17 protein-coding genes and 6 tRNA genes are annotated in these 22,050 nt (G+C 37.2%); all 23 read right to left on the bottom strand.

Annotation, left to right across the window (positions count from 1 at the left end):
* Positions 1 to 137: 137 nt before the first annotated feature.
* The 23 genes from ACMZOO_RS14065 to ACMZOO_RS13955 all read right to left on the bottom strand — a co-directional run bounded on the left by ACMZOO_RS14065 (position 138) and on the right by ACMZOO_RS13955 (position 22,043).
* Positions 138 to 224: transfer RNA gene (locus ACMZOO_RS14065), tRNA-Leu, on the bottom strand.
* A gap of 42 nt (positions 225 to 266) precedes the next feature.
* Positions 267 to 342, bottom strand: a tRNA-Gly gene (locus ACMZOO_RS14060).
* A 28-nt stretch (positions 343 to 370) separates the two neighbouring features.
* Positions 371 to 446 (bottom strand) — tRNA-Gly (locus ACMZOO_RS14055).
* A gap of 26 nt (positions 447 to 472) precedes the next feature.
* Positions 473 to 559, bottom strand: a tRNA-Leu gene (locus ACMZOO_RS14050).
* A 30-nt stretch (positions 560 to 589) separates the two neighbouring features.
* Positions 590 to 663 (bottom strand) — tRNA-Cys (locus tag ACMZOO_RS14045).
* Between the two features lie 7 nt (positions 664 to 670).
* A tRNA-Gly gene (locus ACMZOO_RS14040) sits at positions 671 to 746 on the bottom strand.
* A gap of 137 nt (positions 747 to 883) precedes the next feature.
* Positions 884 to 1,432: a CDP-diacylglycerol--glycerol-3-phosphate 3-phosphatidyltransferase gene (gene pgsA / locus ACMZOO_RS14035; RefSeq protein WP_440903945.1), complete on the bottom strand. Its 549-nt coding sequence runs from the start codon at positions 1,430 to 1,432 to the stop codon at positions 884 to 886.
* A 79-nt stretch (positions 1,433 to 1,511) separates the two neighbouring features.
* Positions 1,512 to 3,350 carry an excinuclease ABC subunit UvrC gene (uvrC, locus tag ACMZOO_RS14030; protein ID WP_440906307.1) on the bottom strand — a complete coding sequence of 613 codons (1,839 nt, stop codon included), beginning with the start codon at positions 3,348 to 3,350 and terminating at the stop codon, positions 1,512 to 1,514.
* A 327-nt stretch (positions 3,351 to 3,677) separates the two neighbouring features.
* Entirely contained in the window at positions 3,678 to 4,484 is an 807-nt protein-coding gene (locus tag ACMZOO_RS14025) for a flagellin N-terminal helical domain-containing protein (protein WP_440903944.1), read from the bottom strand.
* 92 nt (positions 4,485 to 4,576) lie between these two features.
* A complete protein-coding gene (locus tag ACMZOO_RS14020; protein ID WP_440903943.1) occupies positions 4,577 to 5,380 on the bottom strand; it encodes a hypothetical protein in 804 nt (267 codons plus the stop codon).
* A gap of 2 nt (positions 5,381 to 5,382) precedes the next feature.
* Complete coding sequence (locus ACMZOO_RS14015) at positions 5,383 to 6,699, bottom strand: nucleotide sugar dehydrogenase (protein WP_440903942.1); 1,317 nt, start codon at positions 6,697 to 6,699, stop codon at positions 5,383 to 5,385.
* 62 nt (positions 6,700 to 6,761) lie between these two features.
* The gene (locus ACMZOO_RS14010) at positions 6,762 to 7,922 is read right to left on the bottom strand and encodes a hypothetical protein (protein WP_440903941.1); all 1,161 of its coding nucleotides are present in this window, start codon (positions 7,920 to 7,922) and stop codon (positions 6,762 to 6,764) included.
* A gap of 46 nt (positions 7,923 to 7,968) precedes the next feature.
* Entirely contained in the window at positions 7,969 to 9,084 is a 1,116-nt protein-coding gene (locus ACMZOO_RS14005) for a nucleotidyltransferase family protein (RefSeq protein ID WP_440903940.1), read from the bottom strand.
* A gap of 2 nt (positions 9,085 to 9,086) precedes the next feature.
* Complete coding sequence (locus tag ACMZOO_RS14000; RefSeq protein WP_440903939.1) at positions 9,087 to 9,671, bottom strand: acetyltransferase; 585 nt, start codon at positions 9,669 to 9,671, stop codon at positions 9,087 to 9,089.
* Complete coding sequence (locus ACMZOO_RS13995) at positions 9,668 to 10,819, bottom strand: LegC family aminotransferase (protein ID WP_440903938.1); 1,152 nt, start codon at positions 10,817 to 10,819, stop codon at positions 9,668 to 9,670. The genes ACMZOO_RS14000 and ACMZOO_RS13995 overlap by 4 nt, the downstream gene beginning before the upstream one ends.
* A 3-nt stretch (positions 10,820 to 10,822) precedes the next feature.
* Complete coding sequence (locus ACMZOO_RS13990; protein WP_440903937.1) at positions 10,823 to 12,022, bottom strand: UDP-N-acetylglucosamine 4,6-dehydratase; 1,200 nt, start codon at positions 12,020 to 12,022, stop codon at positions 10,823 to 10,825.
* Positions 12,019 to 12,810 carry a sulfotransferase gene (locus ACMZOO_RS13985; protein ID WP_440903936.1) on the bottom strand — a complete coding sequence of 264 codons (792 nt, stop codon included), beginning with the start codon at positions 12,808 to 12,810 and terminating at the stop codon, positions 12,019 to 12,021. Before ACMZOO_RS13985 ends, ACMZOO_RS13990 begins: the two co-directional genes overlap by 4 nt.
* A 5-nt stretch (positions 12,811 to 12,815) precedes the next feature.
* On the bottom strand, positions 12,816 to 13,952 hold the full coding sequence (locus tag ACMZOO_RS13980) for a glycosyltransferase (RefSeq protein WP_440903935.1): 1,137 nt from the start codon (positions 13,950 to 13,952) through the stop codon (positions 12,816 to 12,818).
* Positions 13,953 to 13,955: 3 nt separating this feature from the next.
* Positions 13,956 to 15,395: a methyltransferase domain-containing protein gene (locus tag ACMZOO_RS13975; RefSeq protein WP_440903934.1), complete on the bottom strand. Its 1,440-nt coding sequence runs from the start codon at positions 15,393 to 15,395 to the stop codon at positions 13,956 to 13,958.
* 3 nt (positions 15,396 to 15,398) lie between these two features.
* On the bottom strand, positions 15,399 to 16,538 hold the full coding sequence (locus ACMZOO_RS13970; RefSeq protein ID WP_440903933.1) for a glycosyltransferase family 8 protein: 1,140 nt from the start codon (positions 16,536 to 16,538) through the stop codon (positions 15,399 to 15,401).
* A gap of 1 nt (position 16,539) precedes the next feature.
* Positions 16,540 to 18,447 (bottom strand): sulfatase-like hydrolase/transferase, encoded by a 1,908-nt coding sequence (locus ACMZOO_RS13965; protein ID WP_440903932.1) that lies wholly within the window; start codon positions 18,445 to 18,447, stop codon positions 16,540 to 16,542.
* Positions 18,448 to 18,456: 9 nt separating this feature from the next.
* Complete coding sequence (locus tag ACMZOO_RS13960; RefSeq protein WP_440903931.1) at positions 18,457 to 19,605, bottom strand: hypothetical protein; 1,149 nt, start codon at positions 19,603 to 19,605, stop codon at positions 18,457 to 18,459.
* A 131-nt stretch (positions 19,606 to 19,736) separates the two neighbouring features.
* Positions 19,737 to 22,043: a 6-hydroxymethylpterin diphosphokinase MptE-like protein gene (locus ACMZOO_RS13955; protein WP_440903930.1), complete on the bottom strand. Its 2,307-nt coding sequence runs from the start codon at positions 22,041 to 22,043 to the stop codon at positions 19,737 to 19,739.
* Positions 22,044 to 22,050: the final 7 nt, after the last annotated feature.

The following is a 22,050-nucleotide window of genomic DNA, read 5'->3' as shown; positions in this document are numbered from 1 at the left end:
AGATGAATAACTATCCGCATGCGGCAGTAATGACAAACGAGTCAGCGAAATAGTTTTGAATAGATAGGGTGACTAAGAAGCTAGCCGAATTAAAAGGTAATAAAGAGTATATTTTGAAGCATTCTTAGTAGTAAGAATGGTGCCCGGGGCCGGACTTGAACCGGCACGCTGTTACCAGCGAGGGATTTTAAATCCCTTGTGTCTACCAATTCCACCACCCGGGCAGACACGAATTACACAAACATAAGTTCATATAATCAAGATTTTGGAGCGGCTAACGAGACTCGAACTCGTGACCCCAACCTTGGCAAGGTTGTGCTCTACCAACTGAGCTACAGCCGCATAATAAAACAATGTAAAACTAACAATTTGGAGCGGCTAACGAGACTCGAACTCGTGACCCCAACCTTGGCAAGGTTGTGCTCTACCAACTGAGCTACAGCCGCACTCATAATAAAGTGCAAATAAAAATTGGTGCCCGGGGCCGGACTTGAACCGGCACGCTGTTACCAGCGAGGGATTTTAAATCCCTTGTGTCTACCAATTCCACCACCCGGGCAGACACTTTATCTAACATGTTTTCGTTTAATGGAGGCGGGTCCCGGAGTCGAACCGAGGTAGACGGATTTGCAATCCGCTGCATGGCCACTCTGCCAACCCGCCGCACTTTTGGAGCGGCTAACGAGACTCGAACTCGTGACCCCAACCTTGGCAAGGTTGTGCTCTACCAACTGAGCTACAGCCGCATCTCACTGAAGTTATGTCATGTTTCTTTCATAACTCCCGAAAACGAGGCGCATTTTACAAAGTATTAGGAACGAGTCAACTGTTTATTTAAATCTTTTTTCTAACCGCTCAATAAACAAGCGAATGTGGTCAATTTTTAATGGATTTGCGTTAAACTTGGCCAAGCGGCACGTAAATACACCATCATAGACCAGAAAGTTAAGATGACAGCTATATATAAAAGTGCGACCGAAACGTAAAAAAACGACCCTGTTTGAAAAATTAATAAACCAACAATTGCCGCCATTTGCGCAAAAGTTTTAAATTTACCAATATTCGACACTTGCACATGCGCCCGCTTGCCTACTTCTGCCATCCACTCTCTAAGCGCCGATATCAAGATTTCTCTGCCAACCATAACCACGGCAGGTAAAGTTATCCAAAACACGCTGTAATGCTCTACTATTAAGCCTAACGCGGTGGCAACCATCAACTTATCTGCTACTGGATCTAAAAAAGCACCAAAAGGGGTACTTTGTTGCCAACGCCTAGCTAAATATCCGTCCAACCAATCTGTGAATCCTGCAACGGCAAATAAAAACGCAGCCAATAAATGACCCCAAGCCACAGGTAAATAAAAACACAGTACAAAAAAAGGAATTAAAACTATTCTAAAAACAGTCAGAATATTGGGTATGTTCCACATTCGTTAATACTTCACGCAAAGTTAATTAAAGTTAATATTTAAACGTTTCAGTTATTGTCGCATTAATTGTAGGCTTTTGTTAGTCGCTTTTCTCATGCAAATGGTAAAAAACCGTTTCAGCTAGCTGCAAGCTGAACCCCGGTACTTTTGCGATATCATCAATACTGGCGTTTTTAACCTCTTGCATACCACCCAGATATTTAAGTAAATTCTGACGTTTTTTCGGCCCGACACCGGCGATTCCTTCCAAAGACGAGGTTGTTTTAACCTTTTGCCGCCTTGCTCTGTGACCAGTAATCGCAAACCTATGCGACTCGTCACGAATATGCTGAATCAAATGCAGCGCAGGCGAATGCGATTCAACATTCAGTATTTGATGACTACCAGCCAAAATTAACGTTTCTAACCCGGGTTTTCTACTTGTGCCTTTAGCAACACCAATTAACAAGGGCATTTTTTGTGGCCAATCAACAAAATAATTCTCCGCTTGTGCAAGTTGACCTTTACCACCGTCGATAAAAATAATGTCTGGTATTTTATCTTCCGGTTGAGGTGATTTGTACCTACGCGACAACACCTGCGCCATAGCCGCATAATCATCCCCTGGAGTAATACCCGTGATATTGTATTTGCGATAATCGGTTTTCATTGGTCCATTACGGTTAAACACCACGCAGGATGCGACCGTTTGTTGCCCCATAGTATGGCTGATATCAAAACACTCCATACGCTGAATGGGCTCTGGCAATTCCAATAACATATCCAAAGCTTCAAACCGGCGCTGCATAGATAAAGACTCACTCAACTTAGTTGAAACCGCATTTTCAGCATTAGTTTGCGCAAGCTTTAAATAACGTAAACGTTCACCGCGCGTCGGCACTTTTAATTCAACTTTTGTTTCATGTAATTGTTCTATGGCATGCTGCAAACCCACTTGCTCAGTTAACTTAAATGGGATCAATAACTCTTTAGCTGGCGTTCGTTCAGATGTTTGATTTAAATAATACTGAGCAACAAACGAAGTTAAAATCTCTTCATTTTCAGAATTTTTTGGCGTTTTCGGATAATAACTTTTACTGCCAAGCACTTTGCCATCACGCACAACCAGTAAGTGAATACACACAACCCCATGTTGACTGGCAAAACCTAAAATATCTAATGAATCATGGTCACCACTAACTGATTGAGTTTCTCTAACCTTTTTAAGCGCAGTTAATTGGTCTCGATACATAGCAGCTTGTTCAAAAGCCAAGTTTTGGCTGGCAGCATCCATTTTATCAACCAACTGAGTAACCACTTCTTGATTACGCCCCTGCAAAAACAACTTAACTAAATTAACTTGCTGGGTGTAATCAATATCTTCAACATACCCTTCAACACAAGGTGCTAAACACCGCTTTAACTGGTGCTGCAAACAAGGACGACTGCGCGCTTGGTAATAAGTATCTTCACATTGGCGAACCGGAAAAACTTTTTGCATAATACGCAAACTCTCACGCACTGCCCCACCGGATGGATAAGGCCCAAAATATTGGCCCTTTTCTTTTTTTGGCCCACGATGAAAAGCCAAACGCGGATGTTTATGCCCAGATAAAAAAATATACGGATAACTTTTATCATCACGCAATAAAATATTGTATTTAGGTAAATACTGCTTAATTAGATTATTTTCTAAAATCAGCGCTTCTGTTTCAGTATGTGTGACAGTGACTTCAATATTGGCAATTTGCCTAACCAAGGCTATGGTTTTTTGGCTAGTTTGATTAGCACGAAAATACGAACTAACACGTTTTTTTAAATCTTTAGCTTTACCAACATAAATAACCTGCTGATTATCGTTATACATACGATAAACCCCAGGCTGATTAGTTAAATTTTTTAAAAATGCGGCGGAATCAAATAAAGAAGTCATGCAAATAGTTACGACCGTACCTGAACTTTAAATAACCTGAACTCTGGATAACAACTTGCTTTCTAGGGGCTATTTATCCTTACAGCTGCGTTGAATTCACTAGTAATAGCCAGCTATTACGTACGTAAATTCGCCTTGCTCTAAGAATAACTATCTCCCTAAAATACTTATGAATAAACTTTGTTATAAATTACAAAACATTAGCTAATTTGTTATCCAGAGTTCAGGTTAAATACAAACAAAAATGGCGGTGTACTCAATTTAAGTACACCGCCATCTTAACAAAAACTTTAGACTATCAGTAGTCGCTAAAAATTAGCTTACTAAACTCGGCTAGCTTAACAGACTTAAAACCGACTGCTGACTCTGGCGAGCTTGCACCGCAACTGCGCTAGTGCTTTGCGACAAGATATCGTTCGCGGCTTTATCAGCTGTTGCTTGTGCAAAATCAGTATCTTGCAAACGGCTACGTGCAGCTTGCACATTTTCGTTAGTCGTCGACAAATTATTGATAGACGATTGAAATGCATTTTGCGTAGCGCCTAAATCACCACGCTGTTCACCAATAGTGCCAATTGCATCATCCAAAGTTTGCAACGCTGAATCAACACCACCCGCAACAGTTACATCAATATTAAATACAGCATTTAAGTCAGAAGATAAATCACTAGTGTTAACCGAACGTGATTGCCCCGCACCCGAGCCTACTAGGAATGAAAACTCACTATCTTCAGTGAACAAGGACTTACCGTTAAACTCGGTGTTGTTAATGGTGTCTTGAATGTTTTGCTGCAAACCAGAAATTTCAGATTGAATGGCTTTGCGATCAGCATCAGTTAAAATACCACTACCGGCTTGCTGAGTTAACTCACGAATGCGCTGCGCATCGTCATTAATGCCCTGCAAAGCACCATCTGCAACTTGAGATAACGAAATACCATCGTAAGCATTACGAATAGACTGCTGATAAGCATTTGATTCAGAAGATAAACGCTCAATAATCTGTTGAGCCGCAGCTGCATCAGCCGCTTTATTTACTTTTTTACCCGAGGCTAGTTTCTCTAAATTATCATCTTGCTTACGCTGAATTTGATCCAAAAAGAAACTGTTTGAACCTGAAGAGACATTATTAATCGCCATGACCGTATCCTTTGTACAACTTAAACATCAAGTGGATAATATTTGTACAGTATAGCATATTGGTGGGAAGGGCAAGATTAATAAACAACTAGCTATGAATAAAATCTATTTCTAAGTTGTGTTACGATTGCATCACACTTTAAAACATCATCTTTAGCCCAGTTCAAATAGTTATCTAATTCGAATTTTGAGGTTTGATTGATTTTATCGTTAAAATCTTCGAGTATTTTCTCTTTAGACAGTACTTGTAAATCTACCTGACAGACCTCTAAAATTTTTTTCTTACTGTCACAGTCCAGTGCTTCAAATACGTCTTCGTATCTCAGCATCAACGTTTCGCAATCTGAGGCTACCTTATCCAATACGTAACGATTTTTAAATTCCCAAATCCAACTCAAGCGTTCTATCAAATTCATATTTTGCCATCTATTGCGATAAGGATCGTTTTCTAAATTTTGTGGTGACACAACCCAAGAGCTATCACGCAAATATTTCAACTCAGATTTCCCATTTCGGATTTGCGTTCGACTATATGCTGATGGTATCCAAGTTCTCGGGTCACGAACAATGTGTATGACATTACAACTCTTAAACAATGAACAAATATGCGGCAACATAAATGTAATGCCACCATTAGATTCAATATAAGTGCTTCGCCCTAATGAACGAAGCTCATCTAACATATTAAGACGGTTCATTTTAAATAACGCGCAATAATCGGAATCAACTTTCCCCTGAGAATAATACTCAAATGCCTCTTTTTGCAAATTAGGTTGAGGTTCATGATGGACTAATGCATGGTTAGCATATTTAGATAGTTTATCAGCTAAAAAACGGGTCCCAGTCCGCCCAGTCGAAATAATAAAGGTAGCATCTACTTGAGACCACTCCAACATAGTTATGCCCATACCACTTTGTTGTTTGTTTCTCGATGAAGGAAGTGGCCTCTTGTGTCCACGATAAGTTGAGCATGCGATAAAATCATCTCATAGTCGAAACCATCATGCTCCGTCACCAGCACCACTGCATCGTATGTGGAAATAACATCTGCGGTAAGGTTTGTTGAATTCATATCAAATGAATATTTTCGAAGTTTAGGCATAGTTGGAACGTGAGGATCTGAATAATCCACGTAAGCACCTTTATTTTGCAATAACTCTATAATTTTAAGCGATGGTGATTCTCGGGTGTCGTCAACATTCTTCTTATACGCAACACCTAAAACTAGAATTGAGCTACCATTGACTGCTTTCTTATTGTTATTTAATGCGTCAGTTATTTTAGTGACGACCCATGCAGGCATACCTGAATTAACCATACCAGAAAGTTCAATAAAGCGAGTTTCAATATCAAACTCTTTGGCTTTCCATGTGAGATAGAAAGGGTCGACCGGTATACAATGTCCACCGATCCCAGGTCCAGGATAATACGGTGTAAAGCCAAATGGTTTAGTCGCTGCGGCACGGATGACCTCAAAAATATTAATTCCCATCTTGTCGCAAACGATCTTCATTTCATTAACGAGTCCGATGTTCACAGCTCTGTGAATATTTTCTAATAACTTGGTCATTTCAGCTACTTTGACAGACGTAACTGGTACGAGAGTTTCAATTGGGTGCTTATAAAGAGCTAATCCAACTTGTAAGCACTCCTCGGTAACCCCAGCTATGACTTTTGGTATGCTATGTGTGCTATATTTTTGATTACCAGGGTCTTCTCGTTCAGGAGAATAAACCACATAAAAATTTTCACCAACTATCAATCCAGCAGATTCAATTCTTGGTACGATAACTTCATCAGTTGTGCCTGGGTAAGTAGTACTTTCAAAGGATAAAACTTGTCCAGGAACAAAATACTGAACAATCTGATCCAAAGTATCCGTTACATATTTAAGGTCTGGTTCTTTATATTTGTTTAGTGGCGTTGGTAAGCATAAAACAATCGCATCACATTCACTTACTATCGACATATCTGAAGTTGCAATAAAACCGTTTGCAAGCCCAGCCAATATGTCTGCTTTCGATACTGTTTGAATGTAACATTCTCCAACAGATAGCTTCTCCACTTTGGTTTTATCTATATCAAAACCAACTACTTTGAAACCTACCCTTGAAAACTGCATAGCTAAGGGTAAACCTACATAGCCAAGTCCAATAATACCTATGGTCGCTTGCTTATTTGCCAACTTGCCTAATGTGCCGAGAGTTTTATTCATACCATTTCCAATTACAGGACTTAATTTGATATCGGATAAATAAATTTATCCTTTATAGCTAATTACTTAATCGTTGCTTGTACCCAATTATCAATAACGTTGTCCCATTTACTAATGGACTCGATTATGTCTGGGTTTATCTGCAAATTTTCATAAAGTTCATCAAAATTGCTCATCGCTCTCGTTATCACACCACCGATCTCAGAAATTTGGTCCACCTTTGACATTAAAATACCTCGTTCTATCAAGGTAGAATATGGAAGCCATGACCCCGTGATCACTAAACAGCCGCAATACAAGTGTTCTTGCATTGAACCTGAAAATGAGTCTGAAACTTGGACTTGAATTAATATATCCGTCAACATTCGCAGTGCAGCAACTTGTTCATTGGTCATGAACTCTCGAATAATTACATAGTCTGCATTTTTATCAATTAGCGCTTTTTCTACTTTCCGTATGTATTCACTTGAATTGCCATAAGTCATCGGTAACCATATTTGAGCGTTGCTAAAAAAGTCATCTGACAAATTCTCTATGACTTTTAAGTGTTGTTGAGCAGAAGAGGCATTATATCCTAGCGCAATAATCTTTTTATCTGTTGGTGCGATATGTAAAACATTAAACAACTCGAGTTTTGAATATTGCTTCTCTTTAAATTCAGAAATTAACTCTAGTGGTGTTAAACCAAAAAAACATTGAGTCCAATTTTTTTTACTTAAACTGGCGTTTGGTAAATTTTCCAACAATGCTTGTTTTAACTCAGGAGTGTGGCAATTAATTTGATCTGCATCTTTAACTATTGTCTCTAGTATGTCGAATCGGTTGCATCTGAATAAATCTGTCCCCCAAAAAACAATCCAGATTTTTTTACCAATCATCCGATAAAAACGCATTGCATATTGGTGTAAAAGAGAAACATATTGAACTTGAACAACGTCGTATCGATCGAAACGAGCATGCTGAATAATGTTAGGAATTAAGTTTAATAAAACACCCAGTAGCCAGCCAATTCTCGCTCTAGTCTTAAAATTGCGAGTCCACCATTCGAAAATACTATTGTTATAAATTTTATCAAAAACATTCTCTTGGTTCGATTCAAGAGGACGTAAAGCAAAACAGTCAATTTGAAGACTAGGGAGCTTCTTTCGGTATGCTTTGACTAATTCCTTTATGAGTTCAGCGTTGGGGTTACCAACAATAAGTAGCTTTTTACAATTGGACATAATTATTAATCATAGCAATAACATCTAACTTTATTTTGTGGTTGTGTTAGTCATGTGGAAGTTCTAGCCCTAAAAAATTTTCGTCTCCATTAAAATGTCTGACGGTTTTAATATATTCAGGCCACTCTCCAATATCAAACCATGACTTTTCACTAACAGGGAATACGCCGACTCTCCCTCCACGCTCCTTAACGGTATTGATCAGGTCTGTAATATGATAAAAGGTATTGTTAGGGATCTCTTTCAACAAGTGAGGTTCTAATACGTATACACCGGCGTTAATTTTAAACGTGAGTTCAGGCTTTTCATTAAGTGAATCTAACAACCCATCTTCTTTAGTTGTGATTGTGCCATAAGACAACCTATGATGTTTTAAAGCTGATACTAAAGTAATCTCGTTATTATTGCTTTTATGAAAATCATATAGTTGACTTAAATCTTGCTGAAGTAAAATATCACAATTTGACAAAAAGAAAGTTTGGTTAATTTCGTCTTTTAGAAATGCCAATGCACCAGCTGTTCCTAATGGCTTTTCTTCATAAACATATCTAATATTAATGGATGGTGTAACCAACTGGTTCAAAAAATGCTCTATTAGATCTTTTTTATAATTAACCGATACATAAAAATGCTTGCACCCGATATCACTAAATTGAGACATAATAGATTCAATGATAGTTTTGTCACCCACTGGTATAAGTGGCTTGGGTAAAACATTAGAGATTGGTTTAAGTCTAGTACCCTGACCTCCAGCCATTAAAACTACAGGGGCATCAACACGGCTATTTGTTACAGGGAGTTGTAATTTACCAAACAAGTCTGTCCAGAAATAAATTTTGACAACATTAGCTTCAGAATCAATAACTGGCATAAATTCACAACGAATTTTAACCATCATTTTCTTGATTTTCTGAATGGAATCTACATCACTTGCTACTAACTTACTCTCTAAAACTGTGCTTTCAATTGATGAATTCAAATCGACATCATTAATAATTGCTCGTTGCACGTCACCAATTGAAAGCAAAGTTAGATATTTAGCATTCTGATCAACGACAATTAATAACTTTTTGCCCAATTTGTCCATAAGCTTAAGTGCAAACAATAATGTTTGTTTTTCACTGATAAATAGCTCATGCTCTAGGATAATTTTTGAACTCATAACTAAGCCCCTTTGTATAAGGATTGTGCTTTAATAAAAGAGTTTTTTGGTATTTTAGCGCTCTGCACACACACACTTCCGCTTCCAATAAAACAATTGTCACCAACTTCAACACCTCCATTTAAAATGGCGCCAGTTGAAATATGACAATTGTCACCCACGAAACAATCATGTTCTATAAGAGATTTTGAATTTATTATACAGTTTGTTCCCACAATGGAATTTGCATTGATTAAACTATCATGCATAACAATAGTCCCCTCACCAACTCTGACGTTAATGCCCACATAAGCTCTCGGTGAAACAATCGTTGCAAACGTCCCACCACTTTCTTTAACAACTCGAAAAAGCTTAATTCGGCTTGCAGTAACACCAATTTGGCCAATAGCGTTTACAAAAAGGACATCCTTGTTGAGATAGTATTTGATGAGTTCATCTCCACCCAGCACTTCATGCCCAAACACTGAGTGCCCTTTAGGCAATCTAGAATCCAATATACCCAGAATTTCATATTGCCTTGTAAGCTGAATAACATCTATAACAGAATGGCAATGTCCGCCGCCTCCAAGTAATACGAGTTTAATCATAGCGCTGACTTAATCGAGCTCGGTAAACAAACTATTGTGTTATAGGCTTCAACTGAATTGCTCAAATTACCTATTTCACAATCTCTTAAATGTGGGAGTGTATGCAATAATTGCCATAGGGGTCTGACTAAAATTTGAGCTTTAATACATTGTTCTATTAGGTTTTGTTTGCTGTCAACATCAGGACAACGTATAGCATTTAACCAGTAGTTTGACTTGCAATTTTGCGATTCCACAATAAATTGATATTCACTATCTTCAAATAAATTTCGATATAAGTTTGCTAACCTTCTCTTATCATTTAGATATTCTGGCAACCTATCAATCTGAGCACATCCTAAAGCCGCGTTTAAATTGGGCATCCTATAATTGTAACCCAACTCATCGTGATACATTTCAAAGGCATGTGCCACTTTGGCAGTTGTAGTTAAGTGCTTTGCCTTATTTGCTAAAGTCGAATCCTGAGCGAATATCGCACCACCCCCACCAGTAGTAATAATTTTATTACCATTAAAACTGACCGCCCCCAAAGATGCTATTGTTCCACAATGCTTACTCTTATAGGTAGAACCTAATGATTCAGCAGCATCCTCCACAACGGGTAAATTCCAGTCATTCGCAACCCTACACAGTTCATCCATATCGCAAGGGTGTCCAAGCGTATGCATAGGTACAATAGCACTGATTCTGCGTTTAGTTTTAACATGAATACAGGCTCCATCTTCTGTCAATTGTGCATTTTCAGACAAATATGTTTCAAGTGACGACGGCGAAAGACCAAGCGTTTCTGTATCAACATCAATAAAGATAGGGCTAGCACCGCAGTATTTAATAGCATTTGCTGTCGCTACAAAACTGAGAGCTTGCGTTATTACAAAATCACCGTTTCCTACACCAGATAAGCTTAACGCAACATGTAACGCAGATGTGCCATTCACGGTAGCAATACACCTGTTACTGCCTGTAAATGACTCCAATTTTTGCTCGAACAAATCTACATAACGACCAACTGTAGAGACAAAGGTCGAGTCAATTGTGTCTCTTATAAGATCTTTATCTGTTTGATTAAAATATGGAGCATGCAAAGGTATTACCGAATTTGTTTGGTAATAATCTTGTATAAATTTGACCACATCTAGTGTTTTCATATATTACATTTTTTGATCTAAATATTTATCGAGTTCTAGATGGCTAAACTCTGGAACATACTTACAAACAAACTCCACAATTGATCGTTTTGACCAGAGCTTCTGCTGTCGTAGTTCATGGTAGTCTAGTTCAAACTCTGTGACAGAAAATTCATCGCTCCCTAGCGAATTTGCAACCACACCAATTTCTAAATATCTCTCCAAGTCAACACTTTCCCCGTCTACAAAAAATTCCTCGAATGGTTTTTCACCTGTAGTGTCTGAATCGGAAAATACGCAGGGCCATTTCGAAGAATCAGCTTTGGATGTCTTTAGAAAGAAAGCTCTCGATTCTAACTCATTTTCACACTCGAAAGGTTCTAACCCCATAGACTTCAGATATTTTTTAGCAATATCAGCGAAAGTAATAAGATTGGTTTTTTCATCTAATTTTGGAAAAAAAATGTCTCCGCTATAACCTAATAGACAGGACATTAGGCATAGCACGCCAGACTCTTCTGAGGTCATAAAATATCGTTTGATGTCTCTAGGCGCTGCTATAGGTTGCCTCTTAGAAAGACGTTTCTCAAATCCATATAAGAGAGAACCATCTGAAAAGGCAACATTTGCAAATCGAGCCATGGATATATCTATTTCTTTGCTATAACTCCCAACCACTTTCTCCATTAAGCGCTTTGTTGCACCCATCAAGTTTACTGGATTAGCAGCTTTATCAGTTGAGACACAAAAGTATTTTTTTGTGCCTCTATCTTTAAATTTTAACAACGACGTTTGTGTATTGAGAACGTTGGTATTTAGCATTCTCATCAATGTATATGGGTCTCGTTCACTTCGAACATGTTTCATTGCAGATAGATTCAAGACATAATCATATTGACCGTCAAATTCGATGAACCGATCAAATTCAAGTGAACCAATATCTAAAATAAGTGTCCTAAATTCACCTTCAATATAGCCGAATGAGCTTCTTATATCTCGAACGAGCTCAACCATGTTATTTTCGCTAATATCAACAACATGTAATTTTTTGGGTGATCTTTTAAAAATCTCTTTAGTCACGGCTTGACCGATAGTCCCTGCCCCACCTAAAACCAAGAATGAACTTTCAGACACAATCTCAAGTAATTTATTAGAATTTTTCTCTAGATCGAATTCAAAAAGGCCCGTGTTTCGACCTATTAACGAAAGTAAAGATGTATTCATAGGTAATCCTTAATAGGCCCAATTATCCGCTCGAATGCTCGAATTTTAGTTGTTCCCCAATCTTCAAACGAACCAATCGAATACTCCTTAACTTGATTTCTAGGATTTGAAAAACAACTTAGAATCTTATCGCTAGAAGTCGCAAGTGTTGGATCAATAAACTTCGAGAATTTGTTGAATTCATTTAAGGTATCAGTTTCAAACAATTTCTGATGTGATATTTTTAGATAATTCAACGGTTGTTTAATACTTGATTCTATTAACTGATTGTATTTTTTCCAATGCCAACAAAGTTTCTCAAACTGACTAAACTCTTCCCATGTGTGGAATTCAGGATCATCCGGAAAATCTTTAGCGTTTAGCCTAGCTCTAGGATCAGTGTCCGAAAATAAGGTATACCTAGACTGTTGAACATTGCTAATTGCTGAGCGAATATAACTCAAAGGAGACCGTTCAACATGTATAACTTTAAGTCTAGGAAAAAACTCAATTAACGCAGGTAAAAACATTACCAAGTTGTTGTTCGATTCAACGTATATTGTTTTATTACTTTGTTCGAGCCTCTCCAGCACGGGCTTTCGCATTTTCAAATATTGCTCAATCACTCTTTCATTAGAATAGTTTTCTCTATGGTATTGAGTACCTAAAACAAAACCATCTGGATAAGGTTCATGTTCAGCGTGAATACTAGGGTAGATTTGAGGAAGAGCATGAGCCAGAAATTCAGTACCGGTTCTACCTGTACTCACAATAATCGTAAAATTTACCGAATTCAGATAATTTACCACTATGCTTACCTTATATTATTTCTAATAAATTGGATTAAACTATCTGACCAACTTGACCAAGTTAAATTTGCTTTAGCATATTTCTGAATCGCTTTATTGGTCACGCCAGTAGTACTAAATTTTTTATATTGTTCTAATAAATTATGAATATCCAAAGCACTTTCATCGGAGTCATAAATAATACAGTAGGGTTTTTTTGAAAGTTCTTTATCTATATTTGTCGTTACAGTTGGTAAGCCAAAATACAAATATTCCCTTCCTTTAAGTGAACTAATCGTGAATACATGCTTTCGATGACAACCTAAAGTATCGATCCCTATATCGGAGCTTAAATAAAACGGCAGTAATTCGTCCGCAAGTTTAAATCCCCAAAAATGAACCTTGTCCGATAAATTTAAGTTGTTAGTTATGCTCTGCAGCTTATCCAAGTCACTGCCATCGCCAACCAAATTGAAATGAACATCAACTTCATGTTCTGATTGATAATATCGATCTAGACCTCGAATCACTCTATCAAATGCATGCCAATCACTAATATTGGCTACAGCCAATAAATCGATGCGATGCTTTGGCCATTGAATGTTATCTAGCTCTGGCTGGAGCCAAGCGTCAGAAACCTTATTATCAAAGTAAAAGTTTAATTTACCCAGTAGTTCAGTTGCAGGATTAGTTGACGAAATAAATGATACAAACGGTAGCAGTGTCGACCTATTTTCAACATCACGTTCTAGTTGTGTTTTATCTTTTATTTCAAATTCATACGGATAAGTGGGGAACTCAATTGATGTAACAATGTTATTACTGTACAAACTTTGAAAAAATTTAGCTAAATTTTGACCGTCGTACATTTGGTCATATCTAGCATAAACAAAGTCGGGTTTTACTTGACAATAATATTGATTGGCTAATTCCCAAAAATATTCTCGCTCGCCAAGCTTTGATACACCCTTTTGTTCAAAAATTATGCTCAAAGTATCACGCTGTACATTGTACTCTGCAATTTTAAACGAGTCGTAACTCATATACATAAAGAAGGTTTGGTGAGCATGAGCCAACGCCCTCACTTGCCCAAGTACTTTCTTAAACACTCCAGCCATTTTGGTTGAGTGTTCGTTAATTCGACAGCAGTACAATATCTTCATAATTTATTTAACTAAATGAAATAGTTTTCTCCCGTGTTCCATGTCTGAAATAAGTTCGAATCGGTTCAAGCATGAATGTTCGATTACAAAGCGAGCAAACTCTTCATCTTTATAGTTTTTATACGCACCAATCATTTGCGGTTCATCGGTTGAATGTGTTTGCAAAAACATCTCATTAATATCGAGCTTGCCCAAAAATGTGACGAACATTTTGTGGAGCTCAGGTGTTTTAATAAAGTGGTGAAAGATATTTAAAGCCAAAACAACGTCAAATTTACTCTGCTCAAAATCAAATATACTGGTTCTGACCGCTTTAAATTGTTTCTGATTTGCCGTTCTAAGTTTATCTAGAAAATAGAAGTTTTTTACATCACCTTCAACTGCTGTACAGTCATAGCCAAATTTTTCAAGAAATCCACATAAATACCCCCAGTGACTGCCAATATCTAAAACAGTTGTACTCGTTGGTAAAATATTCCGTTGAATCAATGTGTATCGGCTAGAATCTTGAGTTTGCTCAAACTCTACAAAGTCTGGATGTTCAACCGGGGCATATAGTTTTCCATGGCAAAAAGCATTGGCGTACGATTTAACTTCAGATTTGAGATTTACCCACTGTGCGTGACGAACAGAAACCTTTACAGGTATAGACTTTAGTTTTAGTTGTTTGGCAATTGATAACCTATGCCTTCCATCTGCAAAAAGCATTTTGCCATCTCTAGAAATATGGATCGTCACATAATCAACAGCTTTACTTTGAATCCAACCTTCTTCGGAAATTGATTGAAACAAACTGTCCATGGCTGCACAGTGTCGAATTAAATCGCTTTCACTACTGCAACCAAATCTTGATTGTCCACTTCGAATATCGCTCAAAACTTCAGAAAAATAGTGCGTATCTTCCCATGGTACGTTTTGTTCGACTCTCTGTTTGAGAGATTCATAAAAACTTATGTGCGAATCAAACGGAACACAGTCTAGATCCCAATCCCCACTGAGTATTTGTCCGTGACAAATTTGTGGTAAAGAAACACAATCATGAATAAGTTGCGGATCAATATGGATAACTTGACAGGACTCAACGTCACTTAAACTAAAATAACTAAGCAATTTAGATACAGAAGTAGAAATTGCTGGCTTATCTGGCGTTAATATATTGACCTGTTCAACATTGTATTTTTGGAGAAACCTGTAAACATTCAAATACGATACAACTCTATCGTTCGGCTGGACTAATACTATTGAATCATACTCTGGAAAGTCTATTTCTAGTGCTTCATCAAACATAGCTGCGTCTAAATATAAGGTTGAACTCTCAATAGGCAAACTATACTTTTTGGTTGTTAATAACGTGACTTTCCCAGACAATGCAACAGACGCAATGCATTTTTCTACGACAGATTGAGAAGCAGCTGCCACCACTAAAGTTCTTTGTTCGGACATGAATTATTCCTGATAAATAATAGAGTCTGGTTTTATTCCTTGTTCAACAAGTTCGTTATATATCTCTCTCGCAAACTTCTCAGAACAAACAATAATCCAATCTCGATCATTTTTTAATGTTGCTTCAATTGTTTTACCAAGCCAATTTGACCCTGATACCTTTTTATCGACCATTTGCGAGATTTCTAAATAGGGTAAATATTGAGATATATAGCTGGAAATTCTTCGTCCTTTAACTCCGCAAGCATATATAACAACTCCGCAATTTGAAGGAAGCTTAGTAAGCCGACTTAGTAATTTTTTATCATGCTCATCAAGATAGAGTTGCAATGGCTGAAAACTGAATTCAGATAACGCTCGATATTTTAGGTAATGCTTAGTATAGGGGTGGTCACAAGTAAAGTGCCAAGGCTTCTCCGCTCCTGTATAGTGGATTATCTTGTGCTCAACATCTTGCGTTGAGCCAATAGCATTTGGGGCACTGTTGACTAAATACTGAGTTTGTAAGTTCCATCCGTTAGCAATTATCTTAACTCTGTTCTTTAAAACTACATTTAGTATGTCTTGATCATTGAACTTAACATTCGGGTGTTGCTCATAAGCTGCCCACAAGTGCTGAGTTATATTGGACGCTCGCCATCTGGCCATGTCAATCATCATCATCCCAGCATTAAAGTAGCGGGCACCATCTACAAGGTTTTTGGCGTACATGCTATTAGAAACCAAAGCATCTTCAACAACAGCAGCTAACTCTCCATCAGTAAAGTCTAATGCAAATATTTTCGCCAAGTCAGTGAGCACTAGCATATCTGCATCTAGGTATAATATTTTATCAATATACTCTGGAAGTATACTCGCCAATTCAAACCTAAAATAGGTCGCAACAGATAAGCGATTCTTAAATTCATCACTGACATTTAAGCAACCAATGTGACTTGATGTGTACGAATAAAAGGATATTAAGGCATCAGAAGATAGGCTTTTTTTAAGTAGTAATTTTTTTTCACCTGAAAGGCCTTGATAAATCACGTGATAATGAGGAACAAAAGATCGCGCTCTATTTGCTTCTATACTTGTTAGTAAAACTCCCAAAGGCTCGACAAATCGTTCGTCAATACAGAATACGAAATTAAACTCAGCCATTTTAATTGCCCACCAAACCATATTTTTTCAAAAAATGAACTAAAATGCTTTTCTGATAAACCTCATTGGTTTTTTTTACTAATTCCCCATTATCAAATTGATAAAGTTTGCCAAACAACCTATCGTTCCAGTAGTGCTGATTGTTATACAGCACACTATAGTTAGCAGGGGCGTTTCCTTTTAATGTTGCTGAATGAAAAAAGTAGGGCCTTATTTCGGTTGAGCAAAATAAGCTTTCCCCCAAACCTTCAACTTTGTTCTCAATCCCCAAAAGATCCATAAGAGTTGGAAAAATATCAAAGTGACATGACGACTCAAATTTATTTTTAGGACGATTTGCTAATTTGGGGTGCTGTAAAAAGAATGGAACTTGAAGTTGGGGAATAATTGAAGAGTTACTATGAAAATAATATCCAAACTCCCCAAAAGACTCACCATGATCGCCCGTCAACACAAATATAGTGTTGCTCAAATCCACTTTGGTTTTAAGTTTTGTCAGAAATTCATCCAAAATAAAATCAAACTCTTCGACTGCGTTGAGGTATTTCGACTTTTCACTCCCGTCTTTGTGACGGTTAAACTTTTCAGAGTTAACAACTTCATATGGCATATGTGTTTGGTCATTAATAATATGTAGAAAAAAAGGTCTTTCCTTTGAGTTAACTATCCCAGCAACTTCATCAACCATATTTAACAAACGATAATCTGCCTTTAACCCCTTGCTTGGCAAATCATTTGTTCCCCAAATTTTGTCAAACCCTATTCGCTTTAACAGTTTCCAATAATCGTACAACTTAATATCAGCCAGATCTAAAAACATGCTGAAATAGTTATTTGAATTAAGCTCTTGTAAATAAAGCGGCTCTTTTCCGTAGAATACAGAGTCATTTTTGTTGTATGGGTTGTTAGAGTAGTGACCAGTATAAATTTGATTCGTTGCTACCGTTGTGTTCGGACATAAGCAATAATGATGCTCAGAAAACATAGCGTCACGAAAATGATTCTGTAATGTTTTCATATCTACAGAAGCATTTTTGTATGGTTTAACATAGGCTCCCAGAGATTCAACGGTAATCAGAATGACATTGGCGTTTTTGCATAGGCCAAATAAATCACTTTTGTTTTTGCTTTTGTTGCTTTTTCCTTTACCTTCAAATTCTCTGGCAATTTGAGAGGTGTCAACATCAGCTAAATCGGAATCCTTTAATGAACCAAAAAACATACTAGCCAATGTACTTGGGGCTGAATAAAAAGCTGTACCGCGTAACAAATAAAAATGAATAACGAGTGGCAGTATAGGCAATAAACTTACAACTATCTCGGTAGTTTGATCGGAGCCAAATGGAATAAAAGGCTGAAAAAACATGCACAGTATTGCTAGTAATACAGCTGAATATGGCGTTTTTAATGACAGTTTGTACTTTAATGTAACCCCCCCAATCAAAACTATACTTGTTAAAATAGCTGCTGATAGAAGGTGGCTATTAGGCGCTACAATCAAAAGTAATAAAGGGCCCCAAAGCAGAACAGTCATCCAAAGGTTTTGTTTGACTAGATTTAGCGCAAATGAGCTGCCCTTTTGAATCCCTTTACTACCTGAAAAAAACCACTGGATACTCTGTGGTGTAAGCTCGATACGATATTGAACAAACAATAGTGCATCAATAAAGAGAAAAATACACCAGACTTGAACAAGTGCAAGAGAAAGAAATTGAATTGCAAATATGCTTGAAAATATACTCCCAACTAACGAGAACAGTGCAACAAATATGACGTCTCCAATGCAAAGATCAAAGAACAATGCACCTCTCTTAGAACGTATATTTTTACTAATTTGAACCAAAGGAAGACAAACTAAAAACGTTTGCATCCAGATAGTGACGAAATTGGAAAAGTTAGCACTCCACATACTAATGACCTAAAAGTTCTCAAAAACATTTGAGAACTTTTTATACATACGCTCAACTTCGTCTAACGAGAATTTTCTCGCACAAACATCATCCAACGATAGTGGGAGTTGAATAACTCGACCTCTATTACCTAAGCCGTCTTTTAAATGAATACTTGCTAAAAAACTTTCTCGTTTAAAACCGGCAATATAGCTAGAATACTCAACCCAAACGAGTTTCGAATCTAGCATACCGTTCAATTGTTTAATCAGAGCACCTATTTGAGAAGTGAATGAATCAAGAATTTGGAATTTAGGTATAAAAAACGCAGCATCAGGTGAACCTAATAACGCTTTATAGGCTTTTAATGCAGAAGTGTAATCCAAATTAAAAACATTCGAGCCATCCCTAAAAAGCGACAACTCTGATTTATTTTCAATAAATTTAGGTTGAATGACTACTTTTAGATCTCCCTCAGAAAATTGCTTAGAGAACAAAGACAATACTTCGGATAAATTCTCACCCCACCCATTTACCAAAATCGTAGAACCATTACAGTCTAGCTTTTCAAAGCACTCATCAGAATCCCAAACGTTTGCATCGACGTAAAGCAACCTATTAGATGGCTCATCTTGAACTGTCCCATCTAAAACTTGTGTAGCCTTGTTAATTCCTTCAAAAAATTTGTTGGCATATGGTTCTGAATTCAGAAAATTAAAATGAGTAAACTTAGTGTTATGCCGACAAAAAATCAACTCTCTAGCTGCTGACAAAGAAATGGAATGGTCTAGTTTAATAATCTCGCTTACATCACTTATGACGCAATCAAGAGCATTACTCCAAGCAAATTTAACTTTCTCAATAGAATCTGAAAGTGCCCCATCTTTTTTAGAGCATAAAAGCAATTTGCTAAAAAAAGCATTAGCATAATTTACCGTTCCGTAGAGCAAGAAAAACAACAATGATTTGCTGTGAGAGTAGGATGCAAACAACATTTCCTTTTGTCTTTGAACTAAGTACTCAATATCTTTTTCTGAACCAGAAGTACTGTCAACCAAATCTTTTAATGCTTTTAATTCAAATACCAAATTTTCTTGTTTAAATTTTTGCAAAAGTTGCTCGAGATATGAAGAAGAATTATCTCCTGTATAAAATACATCGCGTTTGAAATTTGCCACGCATGTTGCTTTATTGTCGCGTGAAGAAACCAACAATACGCTGTCCAAAATTAAAGGACTCGCACCGCGAATACTAGCGCCATCTGATGCATTGAAACACTCAATTTTTCTTGAGGATAAGGTTTGTTCGATTATTGTTTTAGAAACTTTATATTCGTGCTTGGTGAAAACGGTTGGCGAAAATTTCCAGGAATGACTAATGAAGTATTATTTTTATCTTGGTAGTTATAAAGCTCTTTACCTTCTTCTAAGTAATATCCTGATTGCTGGGAGTGATGGTTAACTGGATCGACAAAACCTAAATCAACTCCAAACAAATATATCTGATTAAACCCTACATTTGTAAATAAGTTTAATGCAAAGTTCGACACAGTTGGAAAAGCAAATTTAAGCTCTTCGTAGTTTTCTCTGCCTAGTATAGTTAAGGCTGAAATCGTAGATGACTCACCCTCTTTAAACGCTAAATATACATCCTTAAACAAATCACAGGTGTCTGGATGAATACCGTTACAGCTAATTAAACTAATTTTCTTAAGGTAGTCAAAATCGCCAATACGACATATCCAGTCGAAGGTTGAACGGTTTTGCTCTATCTCCGCATGAAAATCAGGCACTATGCCATTTTTGTATAGTGGCATTAGTGCTGTACCGCAAGAAATTACAATAGCTTGCTCTTTCCACTCTTTAATAGTTTCTATGCTTTTATCTAACGATGGTCCGTTACCAACTAAAAATATCGGTACTTCTTTATCTTGGTAGCTGAGCTTTTTTGCTGCATCTTTAATTAAAAATGGGTAGCCACGCGATATTGTTTCAGTGGTATGAGCTATACCATACCTTGCGTGGTCGTAGTATTCTCCCATAGAGATTACAACCTGTAGCTGTTCACGCAGTTGGGCTACAGCAGATACTAAGTTTGAATTGTAATAGCTTTGGTAAAAATAGGTATTGGCCAGAATATACGGGCCAATTGAATAAAACTGGTTTAATAAATCGCGGAACAAATGCGTACCATCATCACCAATATTTAAGTATAGGCGTGCACCTGAGTCGTCAATTTGTTTTAAATATTTTGCCCAATCAATCGCATGTAACGAGGCATAAAAGAAGTCGCGATTCGGCTCACAAATAAATAGGTTTTCGACCCTGTGATTGGCAAACAAACTATCTAATTGGTAGCCAGTGCCTATACCAAATACTATTAGAGATTTTATCTCTTCTGGAAGTTGGCCTGCTTCTTCTTCTAATTCTTCAAGAATTTTTTCGGTTTCAGCAACAAATTGGTAGTGTAAATAATGTTTAAGTTTAGTGCCTTTGTAGCCTAAAACTAAACCGTCTTTATTTGGATAACGGCTAAAATTAGCAAAATTCTGTTCGCCTTCAGTTTTAGGATCATCCCCATGCCAACAAGCTAGTGTGTTATTTTCAATTAGGTTTATTTGTTTATCAGCATGCAAAACTGTATTCCAAGTTTTACTTTGATACCGCTCGAACTCTTTCGCTATCGCTGGGTAATATTTTTTAAATGCAGCTATATTATTTTTAAAGAAGCTTGAATCGCTCTTTTCTACATCTTCGACTGTGTCCAAAGCAATGGATTGTGTCCAAATAGGGATATAGTTAGCTGCGCTTTGCTGTTTAACTCGTATGCCGTTGGTTACACAATATTGCCAAGTATGATCACGTAAACTGGCCGCTACTGAATCAAATATTGGGTGATGGTAATGCTGATACAAATAAAACTGTTCAAACGCAAAGTGTTGATTCAGCTCTGACAAATCTGCGGTTATGTCACGGCCGTCTTTGTTTACTTGTAAATAAATTGAAGTTTTTTTAGCTTTCGCTTGGTCGAGCATATTTTCCCAATCAGTCGCCATCACTGAGCACTGAAAATATTGCACTTCAGGTTCGTAAACCACTAAATGACGAATATTGTGATTTGCGATGAGCGACTGGATATGTCTACCTAAACCAATGCCAAGTACAACTAAAACCTCGATGTCTTGTGGTAAAGCGGTTCGAGATAAATATTCTTGGTAGTTGGCTGATGTTGAGAGGCCTAGATTGTTAGCGTCACTGTTTTCGTCTTGATCTGAATCCTCACCTTGTTCAACTATGCTGTCCGCTGCAAGCTCAACTTTCTGTGGAAAACGACAAAATTCTTGATACTGCTTGTCAATTTCTTGTAGCGGATTAAGTCCATACAAGGTGCGTCCATTACCATAATCAACTATATTTTTTTCACCAAATTTGTTACAGATTAAAGCTGCGTTAGATGTTTGCACATGTTGCACTAGCTCTAATAAACTCGGAATATGATAACTAAATGCTTGGATATTACGTGCATGAATACGTTTGATGTCAGCAGCTAAGTTAGCTTCTATTTCGCTTTGTTTTTCTTCGTCTTGTTCTATATGTAAGCGAATATCTTTTAACATTGTCTAA

Source organism: Catenovulum sp. SX2 (genome assembly GCF_052056295.1).
Taxonomy (GTDB): domain Bacteria; phylum Pseudomonadota; class Gammaproteobacteria; order Enterobacterales; family Alteromonadaceae; genus Catenovulum.
The sequence above is the reverse complement of the archived record's forward strand: the minus strand, read 5'-3'. Positions and strand labels throughout refer to the sequence as shown.